At 61.6% G+C, this 17778-nt stretch carries 17 protein-coding genes and 1 pseudogene; 10 read left to right on the forward strand and 8 right to left on the reverse strand.

Annotation, left to right across the window (positions count from 1 at the left end):
- Positions 1 to 25: 25 nt before the first annotated feature.
- The 3 genes from LJ362_RS01105 to LJ362_RS01115 all read right to left on the reverse strand — a co-directional run bounded on the left by LJ362_RS01105 (position 26) and on the right by LJ362_RS01115 (position 6537).
- Positions 26 to 187 carry a hypothetical protein gene (locus LJ362_RS01105; RefSeq protein WP_264800341.1) on the reverse strand — a complete coding sequence of 54 codons (162 nt, stop codon included), beginning with the start codon at positions 185 to 187 and terminating at the stop codon, positions 26 to 28.
- Positions 188 to 235: 48 nt separating this feature from the next.
- Positions 236 to 5623 carry an AAA domain-containing protein gene (locus LJ362_RS01110; protein WP_264800342.1) on the reverse strand — a complete coding sequence of 1796 codons (5388 nt, stop codon included), beginning with the start codon at positions 5621 to 5623 and terminating at the stop codon, positions 236 to 238.
- A gap of 248 nt (positions 5624 to 5871) precedes the next feature.
- Positions 5872 to 6537, reverse strand: coding sequence for a hypothetical protein (locus LJ362_RS01115; protein ID WP_264800343.1), 666 nt, complete (start codon positions 6535 to 6537; stop codon positions 5872 to 5874).
- Between the two features lie 71 nt (positions 6538 to 6608).
- Between LJ362_RS01115 and LJ362_RS01120 the strand changes: the two genes are divergently transcribed.
- The 3 genes from LJ362_RS01120 to LJ362_RS01130 are packed head-to-tail and all read left to right on the forward strand — an operon-like array spanning position 6609 to position 7254.
- Complete coding sequence (locus LJ362_RS01120) at positions 6609 to 6776, forward strand: hypothetical protein (RefSeq protein WP_264800344.1); 168 nt, start codon at positions 6609 to 6611, stop codon at positions 6774 to 6776.
- Complete coding sequence (locus LJ362_RS01125; RefSeq protein WP_320109140.1) at positions 6776 to 6958, forward strand: VOC family protein; 183 nt, start codon at positions 6776 to 6778, stop codon at positions 6956 to 6958. Before LJ362_RS01120 ends, LJ362_RS01125 begins: the two co-directional genes overlap by 1 nt.
- Positions 6955 to 7254, forward strand: coding sequence for a biopolymer transporter Tol (locus LJ362_RS01130; RefSeq protein ID WP_264800345.1), 300 nt, complete (start codon positions 6955 to 6957; stop codon positions 7252 to 7254). Before LJ362_RS01125 ends, LJ362_RS01130 begins: the two co-directional genes overlap by 4 nt.
- 67 nt (positions 7255 to 7321) lie before the next feature.
- Here LJ362_RS01130 and LJ362_RS01135 read toward each other — a convergent pair whose 3' ends face one another.
- Positions 7322 to 7786: an SRPBCC family protein gene (locus LJ362_RS01135; protein WP_025777497.1), complete on the reverse strand. Its 465-nt coding sequence runs from the start codon at positions 7784 to 7786 to the stop codon at positions 7322 to 7324.
- Between the two features lie 254 nt (positions 7787 to 8040).
- On the opposite strand from LJ362_RS01135, the gene LJ362_RS01140 reads away from it, so the two are divergent.
- The 5 genes from LJ362_RS01140 to LJ362_RS01160 all read left to right on the forward strand — a co-directional run bounded on the left by LJ362_RS01140 (position 8041) and on the right by LJ362_RS01160 (position 12693).
- Complete coding sequence (locus tag LJ362_RS01140) at positions 8041 to 9768, forward strand: carbon starvation protein A (RefSeq protein ID WP_264800346.1); 1728 nt, start codon at positions 8041 to 8043, stop codon at positions 9766 to 9768.
- Positions 9769 to 9772: 4 nt separating this feature from the next.
- Entirely contained in the window at positions 9773 to 10063 is a 291-nt protein-coding gene (locus LJ362_RS01145; RefSeq protein ID WP_025777499.1) for a cory-CC-star protein, read from the forward strand.
- Positions 10054 to 11019 (forward strand): ArsA family ATPase, encoded by a 966-nt coding sequence (locus tag LJ362_RS01150; RefSeq protein ID WP_264800347.1) that lies wholly within the window; start codon positions 10054 to 10056, stop codon positions 11017 to 11019. Before LJ362_RS01145 ends, LJ362_RS01150 begins: the two co-directional genes overlap by 10 nt.
- 142 nt (positions 11020 to 11161) lie before the next feature.
- The gene (locus LJ362_RS01155) at positions 11162 to 11947 is read left to right on the forward strand and encodes a MerR family transcriptional regulator (RefSeq protein ID WP_264800348.1); all 786 of its coding nucleotides are present in this window, start codon (positions 11162 to 11164) and stop codon (positions 11945 to 11947) included.
- 125 nt (positions 11948 to 12072) lie between these two features.
- A complete protein-coding gene (locus LJ362_RS01160) occupies positions 12073 to 12693 on the forward strand; it encodes a small multidrug efflux protein (protein ID WP_264800349.1) in 621 nt (206 codons plus the stop codon).
- 42 nt (positions 12694 to 12735) lie between these two features.
- Here the strand turns inward: LJ362_RS01160 and LJ362_RS01165 are convergent, their stop codons facing one another.
- A complete protein-coding gene (locus LJ362_RS01165) occupies positions 12736 to 12996 on the reverse strand; it encodes a hypothetical protein (protein ID WP_264800350.1) in 261 nt (86 codons plus the stop codon).
- A 151-nt stretch (positions 12997 to 13147) separates the two neighbouring features.
- Here LJ362_RS01165 and LJ362_RS01170 point away from each other — a divergent pair.
- A pseudogene (locus LJ362_RS01170) lies at positions 13148 to 13543 on the forward strand (multidrug transporter); the annotation flags it as partial.
- Between the two features lie 267 nt (positions 13544 to 13810).
- On the opposite strand, the gene LJ362_RS01175 reads toward LJ362_RS01170, so the two are convergent.
- From LJ362_RS01175 to LJ362_RS01185, 3 genes are all read right to left on the reverse strand, one after another.
- Complete coding sequence (locus LJ362_RS01175) at positions 13811 to 14260, reverse strand: pyridoxal phosphate-dependent aminotransferase (RefSeq protein ID WP_264800351.1); 450 nt, start codon at positions 14258 to 14260, stop codon at positions 13811 to 13813.
- Between the two features lie 46 nt (positions 14261 to 14306).
- Positions 14307 to 14999 carry a pyridoxal phosphate-dependent aminotransferase gene (locus LJ362_RS01180; RefSeq protein ID WP_264800352.1) on the reverse strand — a complete coding sequence of 231 codons (693 nt, stop codon included), beginning with the start codon at positions 14997 to 14999 and terminating at the stop codon, positions 14307 to 14309.
- A 202-nt stretch (positions 15000 to 15201) separates the two neighbouring features.
- Positions 15202 to 16656, reverse strand: coding sequence for an NAD(P)/FAD-dependent oxidoreductase (locus tag LJ362_RS01185; protein WP_264800353.1), 1455 nt, complete (start codon positions 16654 to 16656; stop codon positions 15202 to 15204).
- A 522-nt stretch (positions 16657 to 17178) separates the two neighbouring features.
- On the opposite strand from LJ362_RS01185, the gene LJ362_RS01190 reads away from it, so the two are divergent.
- Positions 17179 to 17736: a hypothetical protein gene (locus tag LJ362_RS01190; RefSeq protein WP_264800354.1), complete on the forward strand. Its 558-nt coding sequence runs from the start codon at positions 17179 to 17181 to the stop codon at positions 17734 to 17736.
- The last annotated feature ends 42 nt before the right edge of the window (positions 17737 to 17778 follow it).

A 17778-nucleotide genomic window follows, 5' to 3' on the forward strand; every position in this document is an offset into this window, starting at 1 on the left:
GGTGACGTGGGTGGAAAATCAGCAGCTAGCTGTCATTTTCAAACGACAGGTCATCAATCTTGCCGCGGATCTGGTCCACATCGTATTCGATGCTCCACGCCTTGCTATCGAGGCCGGAAAGATTCGAGTTCACTTCCTGTAGCTCGAGGAGAATCTCTTTGAGTAGAAACTCAATATCGTCAGTCATCTTGATTCCTCCTATTCAATTGTTCGAAGGGGTCGGCTTTAGCGGGGATCAACTCAGAAGCTCACTCTGCAGCTGCAGGATCGGAGCCAGAGTTTCTCGAACGGTCTGCGTGAGAGATTTTCGTCCATAGATCCACAATGTGTATCGCATGATGTCATCGTCGCTGGTGGCTCCATAATGTGACTGAGCAAGCTCCATTGCGGCAGCAAGCTCAGTCGGAGGAACTTCATCGAGATTCCTGGGACCGAGACTGCGCAACTTAATTTCTGGCTGACTGCTGATGCGGTAAGTTCTTGGCTTGACCCCCGCTTGGTTCAATGGATTCTCGGCAAGCAACCGATTGGATCTAATCGCTTGGGTGAGAGCCACGTTTAATTGTTTGGCGATCGCACGGCCGACTCTTTGACCGCCCGATGACAATACGTACGCCCGTTGTAGGCGAGAACCGGTAACAGGGCCTTCAATTTCGACGATATTCAACAGCCCATCGATGATCTCATCACTCGTTGCTGAACTTATTGGTCGGTTGGAACCTGAGTACTCAACGTATGGCTCAAGTAGATCGAGATCAGATTCGAGTTGTACCTCAGCTGGGGCAGATTGAAGGTCCAATTCCATCTCCGCGACAGCGCGATTCTCTCGAACGATGAGCTCAGAATTTGGTGCAGCAGGTGGTGGAGGCGGAATCGCTACGTGCGCACCTTCTGTGCCTCCACGACTTTCATCTTCTGAGAAAAGTCCCAATTGCTCGGAAGTCACTGATGGATAGGGCCCAGCCGCGACGAGGTTGTCGCTATCAAAATCTGATAACGCGCGCTTTTGAGGGAGCTGAGGATGTTCTTCGGCAGGCGATTGGGCGATCCTGAGGTCTGCTTCTTGCCCTTCTTGACTCGCCTCTTTGCTGAGACTCTGCTCTGGTCGTGCGAATGAATGAGTCAATCCCTGATCGCCCTCAACTGCTTCTGATTCGGCGCTCTCCGTCTGCTCGAAGATATCGAAAGGGCGAATTTCAAGGTCGGCAAGGAGCTCCCACAAAGGTGAAAGGGCTGCCGCCCGGTCTGCGTAGAACAAGGACTCGCGGACCCTGAAGAAGTTCCATCCGCAGCGTTCGAGATCCCTCTGCCGCGCCAGGTCGCGAGCATAGGCTTCCGGCCCATGCCACCGGTCGCCGTCGCATTCGACAGCAAGGCGCCCATTAGCACCTACGACGACCAAATCGATCCGATAACCCTGGGCCTCGTACTGCGGGACAACTGTAAAACCGCGATCGGCAATACGGTTGTAAACTCGTTGCTCGAACAGTGAGTCAAACCCTTCGATTCTGTGATCGTCGGGCACGAGAGGAGTTTGTTCTCCTTCAAGTTCTCGACCGCGCTTCTGGACTCCATATGCATATTCCAGGAGCTGATAGCGAAGATCTTGTTCGTTATTCAAGTCGTTGATTGTCAAAGTATGGAAGAGCCATACCTGATCCTTCGCGCGACTAACTGCAACGTTGTAGCGCTGCACATTCATTTCCTTCGTCAGCGGTGCAAGACGTCTGCCTGGTTCGACTGACGAGACCATGCTGAGGAATATGACATCTCGTTCTGCACCCTGGAAGTCCGGTGGGGAACCGACTTGGAGCTGGCGTTCCTCCCAGTCAGCGGAAGAGATTTCGTCGAGCAATAGTCCTTCGATGTAATTCGATTGGGCCGTACCTACAAGCGCGATGACACCGAACGTGCGGCCGTCGTATTGAGGGTCTTGCAGACAACTTTTGATCGTGTCGACGAGTTCCCGGGCCTCAGCTCGGTTGATCTTGCTGCCGCTAGCACCTTCTTCGAACCCGTGAGGTGTCCGCGTCACGACAAAAGGCTCAATTCGATCTGCACCAAACTGCCGGACGGGGACAAGGCGGATGCCATTGGGTTCATAGGCAATTCTATTTGAGAACTGAATGATCTCAGGTACGCAGCGACGATGTTCGGTCAGAGTTAATTGCCCGCCATATCTCATGAGAGCTTCATCGAATAGCGATCGCGCGGGATCCTGCCAGGACGCCTTGTACCTGTCATCGTGCAGATACTGGTCAGCGAGATCACGAAGCGCTTGTTGATCAACTCCTACTGCCGCCGGTGAAACTTGTTTGTCGTCTCCAATCACGACAATTTTTGGCGCCAGATACTGCAGGAACGAGGCTTCTAGCCCTGCTTGAGAAGCTTCGTCGATCAGTACAACGTCGAACATGTTCTCGCTGATTCGAAGCTGTTCAATGACGCGGTAGATAGGCATGATCCAGACCGGAACTGACGGCCGGCAACGGTCGAGAGCTTCTCGGATCTCAGCCCGTTGCTGTGCCGCGTATTTGCCCGTACCTTTGCCGAGTTTTCGAACGAGCTGCGAGTACTGGGTCAAATCGGCCCTAGCGCTTGGGCTCAGGCGTTCCTTGCTGACCGCCTGGTTCCACGCCCGCATTGCAGCCACCGCTTCAGCGATACTTTGTATCCGCTGCTCAATTTGAGCAATTTGTGCCTGCAGCTTATTGACGTCGAGACTGTCTTGGTTACGTAACCAATGGCCGGTTCGTGCCCAGGCGTTCGCCGAGTGCAGATTGGAAATCCGTCCCAACCAAATGGGGTTCATCCTGTCATTAAGAATGGCTTCTACAAGAGTGCGATGAGTGGCAGCCAGCTTGGCCTGAAGCTCGTTTGCGCGAATCGAATCACGGTGGATTTCGGAATGTCTTTTACCTTCGAGGTAGGCCGCGGAATAGCGGTCGTGCGACTGAGCCTCTACCGCCTCAAGTAACTTCGGAATCCATTGGACGGAATCTTTCCATTTGGCTACCTCTTCAATGGTGTCTTTTAGATCATTGAGAGGCCTCTGTGCGTTCTGAAGTTCCTCAAATGCTGTGGCGCCCTCGGCCACCAGTTGGTAAGCCTGAGCCTGGCCCAGGTCAGACCAGTTAATGGGCGGAACGGCTATCTCTCGCAGAAAGGCATCAACGCTGTTCAAGTGTTCTCGGAGGTACAGAACCTGACTCAGCATCTGAACCTGAGTTCTGTGCCAGGCGACTCGTTCGACGAGTGTGTCTTCTGGTGGGATATTGGTGCCAGTAGGCCAGCTCCTATCCAAGCGTTCCAGTGCCAGCAATGCCTCTTGGTATGCGATGAATTTGTCGATGAGCTGCAAAGTAGCGGGAGCTCGCCCGTTTATTCGGACGCTTTCCAGGAAGGGGCGCGCCTTTTTAACGATTCCGGGTGAGAAGACGCCAATCTTGACAGAACCGTCAATCTGGGTCTTTATTTCGCTGCCGTTAGCAACGTATTCGCGCAGTGCATGGGCGAACTGCAGATGGGTGTCTGGATCGCCGGAAACTTCAGCTCTGAAGTCTGCGCCGAGCACTCCAATACGTTCTTCTACGAAGCGAACTCGATTCTCAACGTCGGCTTTCCTGCTTGCCCATACATCGACTATTCCTGCCCGCATATCCTGAACTGCGGCGGATATCCAGGTCGCCTGAAGTTGGGAAGTCCGGTGATGAACTTCCGCGATCTTGCTGAGTCGATTTCGAAGATTATCTCGATCGGACATGGTGCAGGCTAGAAGTGGCTCCCAAGAAGCGTAAGTCCTTGTCTGCGCGTAGTGTTGAAAGCGTGCCTCGGCCTGTTGGATCGAACCGATGATTTCAAAAAATTGTTCTGGACTGGGAAGGGCAGCGATATCCAAAGATCGGAGGTGTCGGATCTGCGAGAATTCGGCAATATTTTGATCCTGGACGCAGTGTAGCCATTCTTTGGCTTCAGCGTCAGAGATTGTCAGCTGGCCAGCAGGTTCGGAACCATCAAGATACTCGGCGATCCATTCGAATTGATTCGCGTCTCTGGCGTGAGCTTGAGATATCTCCGCAAGAGTCCCCGAGTACCCGGAGACAGTATGTGGAGTGGTTTCGCTTTCTCTGGACTCTGTCAAAGTCCCATTTAGCGCCTGTCGTTGTTGACGGAGATCATCAACCTCGACTAGATACTTCTGTATCTTCACGTTGGCGCTAGTCGGATCATGCTCAGTCGAATTGCGTGAAATAGTGTCCACGGCGGTCCGAAGCTGAGCCATGTCGGATCGACTTGAGCCGACTACTGAAACGGCAAGAGGGCGAATTTCCCCTGGAAGTTTCTGCCCGACTTCGTGAAGGGCACGATCTGTATGAGCGGTAACGAGGATACGTTTTCCTTGGGCAAGAAGGTGTGACAAGAGCGCCGCAGCTGTGTGGGTCTTTCCAGTGCCGGGAGGGCCTTGCACCAAAGTCTGGGCGTTTTGATCGACTCGCTCAAGGATTTGCCTTTGCACTTTGTTGAGAGGCAATGGTGAGAACACCTCGTCGTCAACGTGGAGCAACGCTCCATCGCTTGGGTCTGAATGCGACTCAGGAGTCTCACCCGGATCGAGCAGAGGTTTCAGACCGGAGGGGACGGCACTATCGCTTTCAATGTCGAGCGCGATTTTTTCAAATGCCTGGGCCAGGCCGGTTTTCTGTCGCTTCCTGAGGATGAGCGCTGGTGACCAAGACAAGGCGGGATAGGGGCCCAGTGTGGTGGGTTCCAGCTGATCCAGGTATTTTCCTTCCGGATCAAGCGCGAAGATGGTTCTGGTTCCGAGCTCATCGAATGATTCTCTATTCAACGGATGAGCCGAAAAGCTGTGCGCGCGTTCTTCAGTCAGGGCTGGCAGATCTCTAGTCGGAAAGGCTGAAGGTTCCAGCATGTCGAGCTCGGCAGTCAGGCCAATGGCGTCACTGTCAGAAGAGAGACTTATCGAACCGTCTCTTGAGTCGATCTCGACTGAGACCTTGACTGAAAACATGTGCCGTCGCACTGGCTCATGGGGCTCTTTGTTCCATGCCAAGAGTCCTAGTGCCAAGACAAGTTCAAACTCCTCCGCGTTTTGAGAGGAAGTGACATGCGCACGGTGCATAGCCTTGTACGCTTTTCGTACCGGTGCGTTAGCTCGCTCTTGTTCTGCCCAGGCGTCCCAGCGAGAGATCCATTGGACGTACTCGTCTGCAACGTCATGGCGCTCGTCTAGTGACACCATCTTGTTGACGATTCTGTCTGCGTCTTCGTCGTAGACGGTGCCATCGACTATTTTAGTGCGCAAGGTGGGGCGTTTTTCAGGTGCAAGGCCCTCTCCGTCTACCCAATCCTTGATTAAGTTGGGAACTTCCGGGGGGTCAGCTTTTTCCAGCCGGTCTATTGTCAGAACCGGTTCTCCCAGGTCTGAGGCATCCTGTACCCACTGGACCGCCGAATGAGCTGGTAGCTCGTTTAACCAATAGACCATGCCATCGCGTTTATATTTTTCCACATCGCGAATGGGACGCTCTTTGAGCCGCTGCGCTTTTGCAAGAAAGTTGAACAGTCGTACCGCTTTGTCGACAAGCGGGTCTACATCATTCACTGTTCAAACCTCCGGTTCTGGCCGCCACGACACCGACTTGGTTGTCCTTATGGTTCTGCGATATGAGCTGGCCATTGCTCTACTGTATTTGTCTTAACTCTAGCGACGATTTTGCTAGTTGCGTCGAGTCAAAAGGCCACGGGCGTGTGTGAGTGCGGAGCCGCCGCGGCGAGTGGGGCGAAGGCATCACGCCAATCGGCGGGGAGGGCGGTGGGGGTCGGTCGATTTTCGGGCACGGAGACATCCTCTCACCGCTCACCGTCGTCAGTCGTCGTTCGGTCGTCCTCGTCTCGGGCATCTTCGTCTGGGGCGCCCGCGCGTGAGCTGCGGTCGAAGAGGACGATGAAGGTCGCGATCGCGAGCACGAGTCCGGAGGCGACGACGGCGATCGGTCCGAAGCGGAAGGGCAGCACCTCGTGGAGGAGGCCGCGCACCGTCGACGTCGGATCCGCCAGCGTCGCAGCGGTGAAGATCGCGACGAGGACGGAGACGCCGAGAGCCGCGAGGCGATTCCACCGGCCGTCGACGTGGTGGGACAGGAGCCGTCCGGCCTTGATGATCCGCCCGGTGCGCAGGATCCGCAGGGCACCGATGAGGCGGATGAGGCGGAAGAGCTGCACGGGCCCGAGGGCGAAGAGCACGCCGAGGATGATGAGGACGGTGAGGACGATGAGCCACAGGTGACGGCGCAGCCACGCGACACGGTCCTCGGAGACGGTGAAGAGGATGAGCGTCTCGCCCACGAGCACGAGCCCGGAGAGGAGATTGACGATGCGGCCGGCGGCGCTCCACGGCTCCGAGAGGAAGGAGAGGAACACGGCGGGAATCGACACGAGTGCGGCGATGAGCACCGGTATGGCCAAACGGCTGCGCCAGCGGTCTTCGCGGGACGCAGGCGTCGGCTGATCAGTCATGGCAGTCCCAGGATACGGCCCTCGGTCGGAGTCAGGGGCGTGGAGTAGCCTGTGCCCTATGGATGAGAACAATGAGGTCGACACCGCTGTCGAGGTGGCTGCATCGACCGCACACAGCATCTGGGCCGACGTCACTTGGACCTACCACGGAGGTGCCCCCCGACGAGCGGAACATGTACCAGCTCGTGCGGACCGACGAGGGCTGGAAGATCGCCGTGCTCACCCCGCTGGAGTACTGATGAACCCTGCGAGACGGGAGAGGGGGACACCGGTGTCGGACCGGGATGCCCTCGAGTGCCAGCGTGAGCGGGCGGCGGACTTGGGTGCCCGGCTGTTGCTCGACCGCACCGACGATGACGACGAGCCGCTGTACGTCTTCGCCGATCCCTCCGCCCACCCGTTCTGCGTCTTCCTCGGATGAGCGTGGACGACTACACCGATGACGAGAAGTGGCTGATCGTCACAGGGCGGAGGTGGCGACGAACCGATCCGGGCCTGGAACCGCGCGTGGTCGAGGAGCTCAAGAGCCATCTCGGTGCGGCACGAAACGCTGTCGGGAAAGCGAAGAAGGCGGGTGTGGAGGACGATCTGGCCGAAGCCCGGCGGCGGGTGAACGCCGCGAAGATCGGGCTCGGCGAACGTGGCGACTACTGGTGGGAGATGGCGATAGAGGATCGGCGTGCGCGCGCGGAAGCGGCCCTGAGCGAACTGCGGTGAGTTCGCTCAGGGCCGCCGGAAGCGAGCGGGCGCTCCGCAGGGTTGTCCAGCGGATGCCCGGCAGCGTTCAGTCCTGCGAGACCGCTGCGGCGAGATTGCCGAGTGAGGACTCAAGGTCCTGTTCGCTGACGACGGGGAAGCTGATCTTCTTGAGCAGCTCCTTGTCGGTCACCGCACTCCAGTCGTAGGTGACAGAGACCTCGGTCGAGTGCCGACCCAGCGGCGTGAGTTCCCAGACCCACTCCCAGCCCGGAGGTTCTTCGCCTGCCGGCGCGGTCTTCCAGGCCAGCAGCTTGTTCTCCTCATAGCCGATGACGTGGTTGTCGGTCTTGTAGTCGCCGCCCATCTGATCCCACTGCATGTTCATGGTGAACTTCTGACCGGTCCTGGTGATGCGATCGCTCGTGTCATCGGAGACAACCATGCCCGAACCGTCGAGCTGCGCGTGACGCTCCGGATTGTTGAGGACGTCGAAGATGTCCTCGGGTGCCGCATCGATCGTTCTCGAAGCGCTGATTTTCGTATCGGTCATTGACTTCGCCTTTCGTTGACGGTCATCAGATCTCAGGGCGCCGGCACAGGAAGCCGGTGCCCGGTCGCCACGCTATACCGTCTCCGGTGCGGCGGCTAGAGGGGTCGGCCGTGGCGGATGCGCAGCCGGCAGGTCTCAATCCGGTGACGCCGAGGCGGTATTGACGGAGAGCTTCGAGCGCGCTGATAAAATGCTGGGAAGAACTGCAGTGACGATGCGCAGAAGCATCGTTCGACTCCGAAGGGAGGGTCCTCATGGGCTCCCTGTTGATTATGATCATCGGGCTGGCGATGCTCATCGCCGGCTACCTCCTCTACTCGAAGTTCCTCGGACGCAAGATCTTCAAGCTCGACGACTCCTTCACCACTCCGTCGCACGAACTCCACGACGGGGTCGACTACGTGCCCACGAACAAGTACATCCTGTGGGGCCACCACTTCACCTCGGTGGCCGGAGCCGCGCCCATCGTCGGCCCGGCGATCGCCGTCATCTGGGGCTGGCTGCCGGCCCTGCTGTGGGTGACACTGGGCACCGTCTTCTTCGCAGGCATGCACGACTTCGGGACGCTCTGGGCCTCCGAACGCAATAAGGGGCGGTCGATCGGAGCCCTGTCGGCGCGCTATATCGGCAAGCGCGGGGCGAACCTCTTCCTCATCGTCATCTTCCTGCTGCTGCTCATGGTCATCGCGGCCTTCGCCGTGGTCATCAAGGACCTGCTCATCAGCACCCCGTCTGCCGTGATCCCGGCCTGGGGCGCGATCGGCGTGGCGCTCATCGTCGGTGTCTGCGTCTACCGTCTGCGGGTGCCGCTCATCCCCGTCACCATCGTCGGCGTCATCCTGCTCTACGGCCTCATCGTGCTCGGCAACTATGTTCCGGTCGCCTTGCCCGATGACTTCCTCGGCGTGGGACCGGCGACCTTCTGGATCGTCCTGCTCTTCGCCTACGGGGCGATCGCCTCGCTGCTTCCGGTGTGGGTCCTGCTGCAGCCGCGCGACTACATCAACGGCGTGCAGCTGTTCATCGGACTCATCCTCCTCTTCGGGTCCGTGCTCACGGCGACTCTGTTCTCGGCGACGAAGCCCGAGATCGTCGCCCCCGCCATCAACACCGCCGTGCCGGAGGGCACCCCGAGCATGGTGCCGCTGCTGTTCGTCACGATCGCCTGCGGTGCGATCTCCGGGTTCCACGGCATGGTCGCCTCGGGGACGAGTTCGAAGCAGCTGGACAAGGAGACCGACGCCCGTTTCGTCGGCTACTTCGGGGCTGTCGGCGAAGGGCTGCTCGCCCTCGGCACCGTGCTGGCCATCATCGGCGGCATCAAGTCCACCGCAGCGTGGCACGAGATCTACTCGGCCTTCGGCGAAGGCGGAGTCGGTGCCTTCGTCCAGGGCGGCGGCGCCCTCATGGAGCACGGCCTCGGTCTGCCGGCATCGCTGTCGGCGACGGTGCTCGCGACCATGGCGGTGCTCTTCGCCGCGACGACGATGGACACAGGCATGCGTCTGCTGCGCTTCGTCATCCAAGAGGTCGGCGATGCCGTGAAGATCAAGATCACGAACGTCCCGGCCACGCTCCTCGTCGTCGTCATCGGCCTCGGCCTCACCTTCTCCCAGGGGCTCGGCGGAGAAGGCGGACTGCGGATCTGGCCGCTGTTCGGCACGACGAACCAGCTCATGGCATCCCTGTCGCTGTCGATCATCGCCGTCATCCTCATCCGCAAGCGGCGCAACCCGGCACCGGCCCTCGTGCCGCTCGTGTTCGTGTTCGTCATGTCGTTCTGGGCGGCCATCGAGCAGCTCGTCAGCTTCACCACGCCGGGAAATCAGGACTGGCTGCTCTTCGCCATCGACGTCGTCATCATCATCGCCAGCATCTGGGTGGCGATCGAAGCGATCCAGGCGATGCGGCGAGCATGGGCGGAACCGCCCGAGGACCCGGACGCCGACGAGAAGCTCGTCGCGACCCGAGAAAACGTCTGAGCCGATGTCCCAGTCGCATTCCGGGAGCTCGGGTGGTCTCGGGCAGTGGTGGTCGTCGTTCCGGGACGGACTCGTCGAGTTCTACGTCGGCCCTTACCGGCAGACCCTCAAGCGCGAACAGCAGGCCGAGGACGACTTCTTCACCGTCGTCGTCCTCGGCGAGGCGCTCGGGGTACCCGACCCGGCGGCCTACTACACGGCCGAGCTCATGCCCGCCCTGTGGGAGAACTTCCATGCCTGGCATCGCCGCATGGGGCTGCCCCGTTCGCCCCTGGACCACATCGCATGCTGCTAGACATCGCGCGCGACCACCGGTGCCTGTTCGTCGGCGGCAAGGGCGGGACGGGGAAGACGACCGTCTCCTCGGGCCTGGCCATGGCCCGGGCCGACGACGGCGGACGCGTCCTGCTCGTGTCCACGGATCCGGCGCACAACCTCGGCGACATCTGGGGACAGGAGCTCGCGGACGAACCTCGGCGGGTCCATACGGGTGAGCGCGGATTCGTCGATGCCCTCGAGGTCGACCCCGAAGCGACGATCGACGCACACTTCGCCTCAGTCGAACGGATGATGACGCGGATGCTGCCCGAGAGCACTCACCGCGCGGCTCGGGTGCATCTGGCCTCGGCCAGGTCGGCTCCCGGCAGCCACGAGTCGGCGGTGCTCGAGCGGATCGCGACGATCCTCGCCGAGGCGGCCGACTACGACCTCGTCGTCGTCGACACGGCGCCGACCGGCCACACCCTGCACTTGCTGGCGCTGCCGGAGCGTCTGACAGATTGGGCGGAGACGCTGCTGTCCAACCGCGACCGGTCCGAGCGTTTCGCCGCCGCGGCCCGCCACCTGGTCAGCCCAAAGGAGGAGACGCCGACGCCGGATGCCGAACTCCGGCAGAGGCTGCAGGCTCGTCGCGATCGCTTCGCCGCGCTGAGGCGGTCCATCTCCGACTCACGGCAGACCGGGTTCCTCATCGTCACCATCGCCGAACAGCTGCCCGTCGCCGAGACGCTCGGTCTCGTCACCGACCTCGGCGGAATCGGCATCGAACTGTCCGGGATCGTCGTCAATCGACGCTCGCCGGCCGACGCCGGAGAGTTCCTCGCGGACAGACGACAACGGGAGGACGAACACGTGTCACGGCTGAGGTCCGCGGTGCCGACGGTTCCGCTGGCACAGCTGCCGCTGACCGCGACCGAACCGACCGGGGTCGGGGGGATCACCGGTCTCGCGGCTCTGCTCGCCGAGCGCTGAGCCCGGCGGGATCTGGACGCGGCGGTGGCCGTTCGCCCGTGTACCGAACGTGGCCGTTCCGATCCGGCTCCACCTGTGCGCCCGTTCCAATTAGACTGGTGCGCATCCGCGATCGACACGGCACCGGCGGAAGGACCTGACCGTGGGATGGAGCACGAGCGAATTGGCGCGGCTGACCGGCACCACGGTCAACACGATTCGGCATTATCACAAGCTCGGGCTGCTCACCGAGCCCGAACGGATGAGCAACGGATACAAACAGTACGGGGCTTCCCACCTGCTGCGACTCCATCAGATCCGGCGGATGCGCGAACTCGGGATCCCGTTGGCTGATATCGGTGCGGTCGAAGACGATCACGAACAGCAGCAGCTCGCCCTCAAACAGCTCGAGTCCGACCTCGGTGAGCAGATCGCGGCCCTGGAAAAGGCACGCACCGAGGTGTTCCAGCTCCTCGAACACGGAGCGCCGATCGATACTGCTTCAGGCTTCATCGACATCGCCGCCCGGATGTCGAGTGCCGATCGCGGACTGATGAACATCTATTCGACCCTGTACGAGGAATCGGCTCTCGCGGAGATGCGGTCCATCATGTCCGAGACCACACCGTATGACCAGGAGGTCGACGAACTCGCCGAGGACGCCGACGACGCCACCCGTGCGCGCTTGGCCGAGCAGATCGCTCCGAGCATGAAGCAGCATCTCGAAGCGAAACCCTGGCTCCTCGCGCCGACCGATCGGATGACCGGGGACGTGAAGATGGGGCAGGCCGCGATCATCGGCTCCATCAGCGAGCTCTACAACGACGCGCAGATCGACGTCATCCAGCGTGCCTTCATCTCCGTCTTCCCGACTCTCGAGATTCCCGATGCCGATCGTGAGCGGTTCATCGCCTTCATCAAGGACGTTGCCGCGGCGGAAGAGAGCTGAGGATTCGCTGGGTTCGCCGATGAGGGCTTGACCCTGTTCTGAGAACACAGTCTGTACTGAACGTATCAACCATCAGATCCGGTCCTTCCGGGCCGGGATCTGCCGATCACGTTCAGGAGGACACCATGAATCCCATCATCGAATTCGTCCAAGGTCTCGCCGCTCAGGTTCCCGACCTGCTTCAGCCGTTCATCATCGCCGCCGCCGGGGCGATCCCCTTCATCGAGGGTGAGATCTCCTCGATCATCGGCGTCTGGGCCGGGATGAACCCCGTGCTCGCCGGAGTCGCCGGAGCCATCGGCAACTTCATCTGCGTCACCGTCATCGTGGTCCTCGGCGCCCGCGCCCGCCGCGCCGTCGTGAATCGTCAGAGCGAAAAGCGTGAGCTCGCGGCCGTAGGGGCAGGCGGACATGCCGACCCGAGCACGGATGGAACACTCCCCGACGGACTGGAGCTGTCCGATGTCACTGCCGGTGACACGGCGACGGAGGGCCACCTCGGTGAAAGTGGGAAGCCCGAGTCCAAGGGCCGGGTCAAGTTCAAGAAGTTCCTCACTCGGTTCGGCGTCCCCGGTGCGAGCCTGCTCGGACCGCTGACGATTCCCACTCAGATCACCTCGACGATCCTCGTCGGCGCTGGTGTGAAGACCTCGTGGATCCTTCTGTGGCAGGGCATCGCGATCATCGCCTGGACGACCCTGACCACGCTCATCGCCACGGGATCGCTCGCGCTGCTGGCAGGCTGAGCAAATCCTCGACCGACGTACTGGAACAGCAGCCGACCTAGCTCAGACAATCCAGGTGACTACGCCCATGTATTTCTGACTTGGTCGAACCGTGACGCATTCCGCCTTGACGACCCGATATCCGAAGAGACGGTGGACAGAAGCCGCCGTGCGCACATATTTCTCGCACTGTGTCAGAGTCGGGTGATATGTGTGGCTGGCTTTCATCACACCGGCGTGAGCGGCGGTGCCGCCGAATACGCTCGCCGTAGCCAGAATCAGGGAGGCAGTTCCAATTCCAAGAACTCGTTTCATCTGCATCATCTTCTCCGCATCTCAGGGGCATCATTTTCTGTACGCGGCCACCATCTCTGGCCACGGGACCGACACTATTTGCAGTTGCGTGAGTCGGAGACGATTGCGTGTACCGAGGTTGAAACCGGATGTGCCCCATCTGAAACGTACAATGGAGTGAATGTCTGATACCGGGAGAACCCACACCTCGTCGCTGGCCGTGCTCGGTGCGCTGCTGTTCATCACCGCCCGCAGCCTCGATTCCACCGGAGCGCCGGGGATCCCCGCGAGTGCCGACCCGGCCAAGCTCAGCCCCACCGACCGAGAGACTCTCGCCGAGGTGGAGTCCGCGCTGACCGTCCAACTCGAGAACTCAGGGACGTCCGTGACGTCCACTCTCGCCGAGGTGGCTGCGGCGGTTGCGTACGTCCGTGGCCGGGCGGAGGTCCCAAGTCTGACCGCCAGCCGGTACGACAAACTGCGCAAGACGGTGCTCGACGGCCTCGGAGCGACCTCGGCGCAGGGGGCGACGATCTGGCCGCCGACCAGTCAGACCGCGGTGCAGAGGTTCGGGTCCTGGAACGAAGCGCTCAAGGCGGCGGGTCTGGCGACGAACAAGATCGGCCGAGCCAAGGGGCAGCTGCGCTTCGACGCGGATGCCTACGACAAGGCGATTGCCGAATTCCTCGCCGACTGCGAATCACGCGGGACCGCCGCGACCTACAAGGCTTACACCGAATACGCCGCCGAGCACAAGGGCGAGGTTCCCTCGCCGCGGCCGTCCGGAAGTTCTACGGAAGCTGGAATTCAGCGCTCGCCGCGGTGGAATGAGGTTGTTGCAGGCTCATCGAGCTGCGGCGAACGCCTCCAACCGGTCGCACGCCGTGTTGATGGTCTCGTCCGACACCGCGAAAGTCAGACGCAGGTAGCCTTCGCCGGCCGGGCCGAAGGCCGAACCGGGGATCGTCGCGAGATTGTGCTTCTCGAGCAGCTGAGTCGCCAACTCCCACGAGTCCAAACCCCACTCGGAGACATTCACCCAGGCATAGAACGTCGCCGCAGGGCGCAGCAGACTCAAGCCCTCGATGACGTTGATGCGTTCGACCATGAGCTCACGCCGCCTGGCATACGAGGCGACCATCTCCTCGACAGCGGTCTGCGGCCCCTCAATCGCGGCGACGGCGGCCTCCTGGACGAACCCGGGCAAACTCGAGGTCAGGCCCTCCTGCAACAGTGCCATCGGCGCGATGAAATCTTGCGAACCGATGACGAAACCGCACCTCCAGCCGGTCATGGCATAGGTCTTCGAGAAGCTGCCGATGGCCAGGAACCGATCGAACTCAGCCCCCCGCCTCGGCGGTGGATGGTTTCACCTCGGCGATGGAGGTGTATTCCGCCTCGAAGACCATCTCGTCATAGACCTCATCGGAGATGACGGTGAACCCATGCTCATCGGCCAGCGCAGCGATCTGCTCGAGGTCGGCCCGATCCATGACCGAACCCAAAGGGTTCGACGGACTGTTGATGATCACGGCGGCGGTCCTGGCTGTGATCACTGAGCGGACATCCTCGGCGCGGAGTTTGAAATCGTTGTCCTCGGTGACGGGAACGGACACCGCAACCCCGCCGAGGCGGTGCACCTGCCCCAGATAGTTCGGGAAGCTGGGGTCGGGGATGATGACCTCGTCACCGGGGGAGACGGTGACATCGAGGGCGAAGGTGAGTGCTTCCATCGCGCCGAAGGAGACCATGACGTTCGCGGGCTCGATGCTGCGATTCCACCGAGTCGAGTACTTCCGCGCGATTGCGGCCCGCAGCTCGGGGATGCCGGCGTTCGCGACGTAGCGGGTGTTGTCGTGCTCGATCGCGCGGATGCCCGCGGCCTTGATGTGCTCCGGGGTGGTGAAGTCCGGCTCGCCGACGGTCAGCTTCACGGCGTCGGGGAAGTCGAGCGCGAGATTGAACATCTTGCGGATGCTCGACGCCGGGTAGGAAGCGGCCATGGGGGAGATGCGAGGGTGCGTGTCCGTCATGCTGTCAGTGTCCTCCTGTCGTTCGGGTGCGGGATGAGCCGGTCACGAGACGAGACCGGGGCGGCCGTGCGTTCACCATGCGCTGCTCCACCTTGCTTCGATATCCAGCTTGGTGAAACTGCGCCGGCTTGGTCCCTGCACCGAGCTGATGCAGTTTCACCGAGCTGGTGGAGCTGGTAGGACTGGTGGAGCCCCGCCCTGTCTACTCGTGCAGGCCAGCCAGCCGAGAACCGAATCCGGCGAGCAAGCTTGTCTTCTTCGCCCCGGTCGCTGACTCCCACGCATCGGCGAGGCCGAAGATCTTGTACATCGACCGGATGCCCAACCACCGAATCGGTTCGGGCTCCCACTGTCCGGAGAAGTGGTCGTTCCACGGCAGCGCTGTAAGCGGACTCGATGTCCCGGCGGCCCGATCGAGCAGGGTCTTCGCCGCCAGATGAGTCGCCGTCACCCCGTGCCCGGCATAGCCGCGGGCCACTCCGATGCGCTGTGTCGGGTCGAAGAAGATGCCGGCGCACCAGTCTCTGGTCACCCCGAGCGCACCGCGCCAGGCATGCGCAACCTCGAACTCGAGGTCCGGGAAGAGCGAGGACAGGCGCCCGGCCAACAGGTCGACCACCTCGGCGGGGACCTCACCGTCACCGGGCAGACCCGACCGGAAAGCATAGGGTGCCCCACGGCCGCCGAGCGCGATCCGGCCATCGGCCGTGCGCTGGGCGTAGATGAACGTGTGCGCCGTATCGCCGAGGCATTCGCGCCCCTCCCAGCCGATCGACGCCCACGCGTCGTCCGGCAGCGGCTCGGTCGCGATCATCGACGAGAACACCGGGATGACCTGCCGTCCCTGCAGGCCCGGCAGGTCGCCGCCGACCGTGTCCGAATAACCCTCGAGACACACGAAGATCGTGTCCGCGCGCACCGGCCCGCGGTCCGTGGCGACCGAATTCTTTCGGATATGCCTCGCCGAGGTGGCCTCACAGATGGTCACGCCCTGTTCCCTGAGCACGTGGCCGAGTCCCCGGGTGAGCAGTGCAGGATCGATGGCGGCGGTACCGGGGAAGTAGAGGCTGCCGAGCGCCCCGTCGACGTTGATGCGGGCACGAGTCGCCTCGGCGTCGAGGAACTGCATATCCTCGGGCCCGTATCCGAACTGCTCATTGCCGGCCTCAAGATCGCGCAGCCGGGACAAGCCGGCCTCCGATTGAGCGATGTCGATATGACCGCCGCGGACTTGGTGGGCATCGATGCCCTCGGTCTCGCAGACGTCGAGGACCTCGTTGATGGAGTCGAAGAGTGCGGACTGGAATGCGCTGACGCTGGCCACGCCGTCGAGCCCTGCCGAGCCGACCGGCCCGGTGGGATCGTCCTTCCGGGCACGGTCGACCGCCTCGGCGAACTTGGTGCGATTGCCCGGCAGCAGGGTAGAGAGCCATCCGCCGTTGCGGCCGGAGGCGCCGTAGCCGATGTGGCGGGCCTCGATAATGGTGATCGCCCAATCGGGGTGGGCCTGCCTGGCGTAATAAGCCGACCACAGGCCGGTCAGTCCGCCGCCGACGATGACGAGATCTTGTTTCTCTCGTGGCAGCGGTGCGGGGTCGACGTCGTCGGCGGGGGAGGCCGCCAGCCAGTGTGAGGCTTCACCATTGAAGTAGGACACGGATCATCTCCTGAACTCGAGGCGGACCATGTGGTCGCCTACGAAAACAGTTCTATCTCACGCTCAAGGTGAAGTAAATAGTTGCGACGGTTTGTATTGAGTGCTGAACTAATCGCGACAGCCTACTGATTTCCTCGTCACGGCCGTACATGAGCGGACTGACTGACTGCACTGTTCGCATGAGCGCAATGGAGCCGATCAATACCCGCGAATTTCCACTCAGCCAAGAACCGATCGAGGACTGGCAGGCCATTCCGGCCACCTCGGCGGGAGGGCCTGACACGGTTGGGTCGGTGGGACAGGATGGGCCGGCGCCTCGGTGAGGGGCGCCAACATGGGCAGCTCGGTGGGGCAGGAAGAGGCGGCCGCCTCGGCGGTGGAGGCGAGTGTGACGACGGGACTCGCCGAACTCGGCACCATCGGCGGCGCTCAGAGCCGAGGGAGTCGGGAAAACGTCATAGGTCCGGATCCTCTTTGTTGAGTAGTGTCGAAGTCAGCCCGCACGGATGAAAGGGAACGACGATGATCGACGTGGCCCACCCGCGCGACCTTGTCATGATCGGCGCGATCTTCGGCCTCGCCGCGTTCATCTGGTCGGGTTGGGCACAGGAAGCGCCACCCAGAGCACTGGTCTGGCGACTCGTGCTCGCCGGACTCGGAGTCGCGGGCCTCGCACTCGCAGTGCCGAGCATTCTCGCCGCCATCGGCAACTGGTCGGAACCCAGCGCTTTCACCACCGGGACGTCCGCGTTCACGCTCTACCTCATCGTGTTCTGGGCGGAGGTCATCATCGGGGCGGTGGCGAGCTTCTTCCTCATCCGTACCGGCCAGACCGAGAACGTCGCCCCGCTCATCCTCGCGATCGTCGGTATCCACTTCTTCGCGCTCGCCGCCGTCTTCGGCCAGCCCGTCCTTCACGTGGCGGGGCTGCTGCTGACCATTGTCGCGGTGGTCGCGTTCATCCTGCCGCGCGAGACCGCGGCGCCGAGTTTCTGGTGCGGCATCCTCGGCGCTCCGGTGTTCCTCGGCATCGGCCTGTGGTGCCTGCTCGCTGGGCGGAGCGCGCTCGCCGTCGGATGAAACTCGGACATCGCTGACAATCCCTGGTCAGGTGCTCTATCG

The organism is Brevibacterium sp. JSBI002 (assembly GCF_026013965.1).
Taxonomy (GTDB): domain Bacteria; phylum Actinomycetota; class Actinomycetes; order Actinomycetales; family Brevibacteriaceae; genus Brevibacterium.

Excerpts from the sequence above, each read along its gene's own strand:
- LJ362_RS01115 (WP_264800343.1), bottom strand. The coding sequence starts at position 6,537 with ATGACTGATCAGCCGACGCCTGCGTCCCGCGAAGACCGCTGGCGCAGC.
- LJ362_RS01175 (WP_264800351.1), bottom strand. The coding sequence starts at position 14,260 with ATGACCGGCTGGAGGTGCGGTTTCGTCATCGGTTCGCAAGATTTCATC.
- LJ362_RS01180 (WP_264800352.1), bottom strand. The coding sequence starts at position 14,999 with ATGACGGACACGCACCCTCGCATCTCCCCCATGGCCGCTTCCTACCCG.
- LJ362_RS01105 (WP_264800341.1), bottom strand. The coding sequence starts at position 187 with ATGACTGACGATATTGAGTTTCTACTCAAAGAGATTCTCCTCGAGCTA.
- LJ362_RS01135 (WP_025777497.1), bottom strand. The coding sequence starts at position 7,786 with ATGACCGATACGAAAATCAGCGCTTCGAGAACGATCGATGCGGCACCC.
- LJ362_RS01130 (WP_264800345.1), top strand. The coding sequence starts at position 6,955 with ATGAGCGTGGACGACTACACCGATGACGAGAAGTGGCTGATCGTCACA.
- LJ362_RS01120 (WP_264800344.1), top strand. The coding sequence starts at position 6,609 with ATGAGGTCGACACCGCTGTCGAGGTGGCTGCATCGACCGCACACAGCA.
- LJ362_RS01145 (WP_025777499.1), top strand. The coding sequence starts at position 9,773 with ATGTCCCAGTCGCATTCCGGGAGCTCGGGTGGTCTCGGGCAGTGGTGG.
- LJ362_RS01165 (WP_264800350.1), bottom strand. The coding sequence starts at position 12,996 with ATGATGCAGATGAAACGAGTTCTTGGAATTGGAACTGCCTCCCTGATT.
- LJ362_RS01190 (WP_264800354.1), top strand. The coding sequence starts at position 17,179 with ATGATCGACGTGGCCCACCCGCGCGACCTTGTCATGATCGGCGCGATC.
- LJ362_RS01140 (WP_264800346.1), top strand. The coding sequence starts at position 8,041 with ATGGGCTCCCTGTTGATTATGATCATCGGGCTGGCGATGCTCATCGCC.
- LJ362_RS01150 (WP_264800347.1), top strand. The coding sequence starts at position 10,054 with ATGCTGCTAGACATCGCGCGCGACCACCGGTGCCTGTTCGTCGGCGGC.
- LJ362_RS01125 (WP_320109140.1), top strand. The coding sequence starts at position 6,776 with ATGAACCCTGCGAGACGGGAGAGGGGGACACCGGTGTCGGACCGGGAT.
- LJ362_RS01160 (WP_264800349.1), top strand. The coding sequence starts at position 12,073 with ATGAATCCCATCATCGAATTCGTCCAAGGTCTCGCCGCTCAGGTTCCC.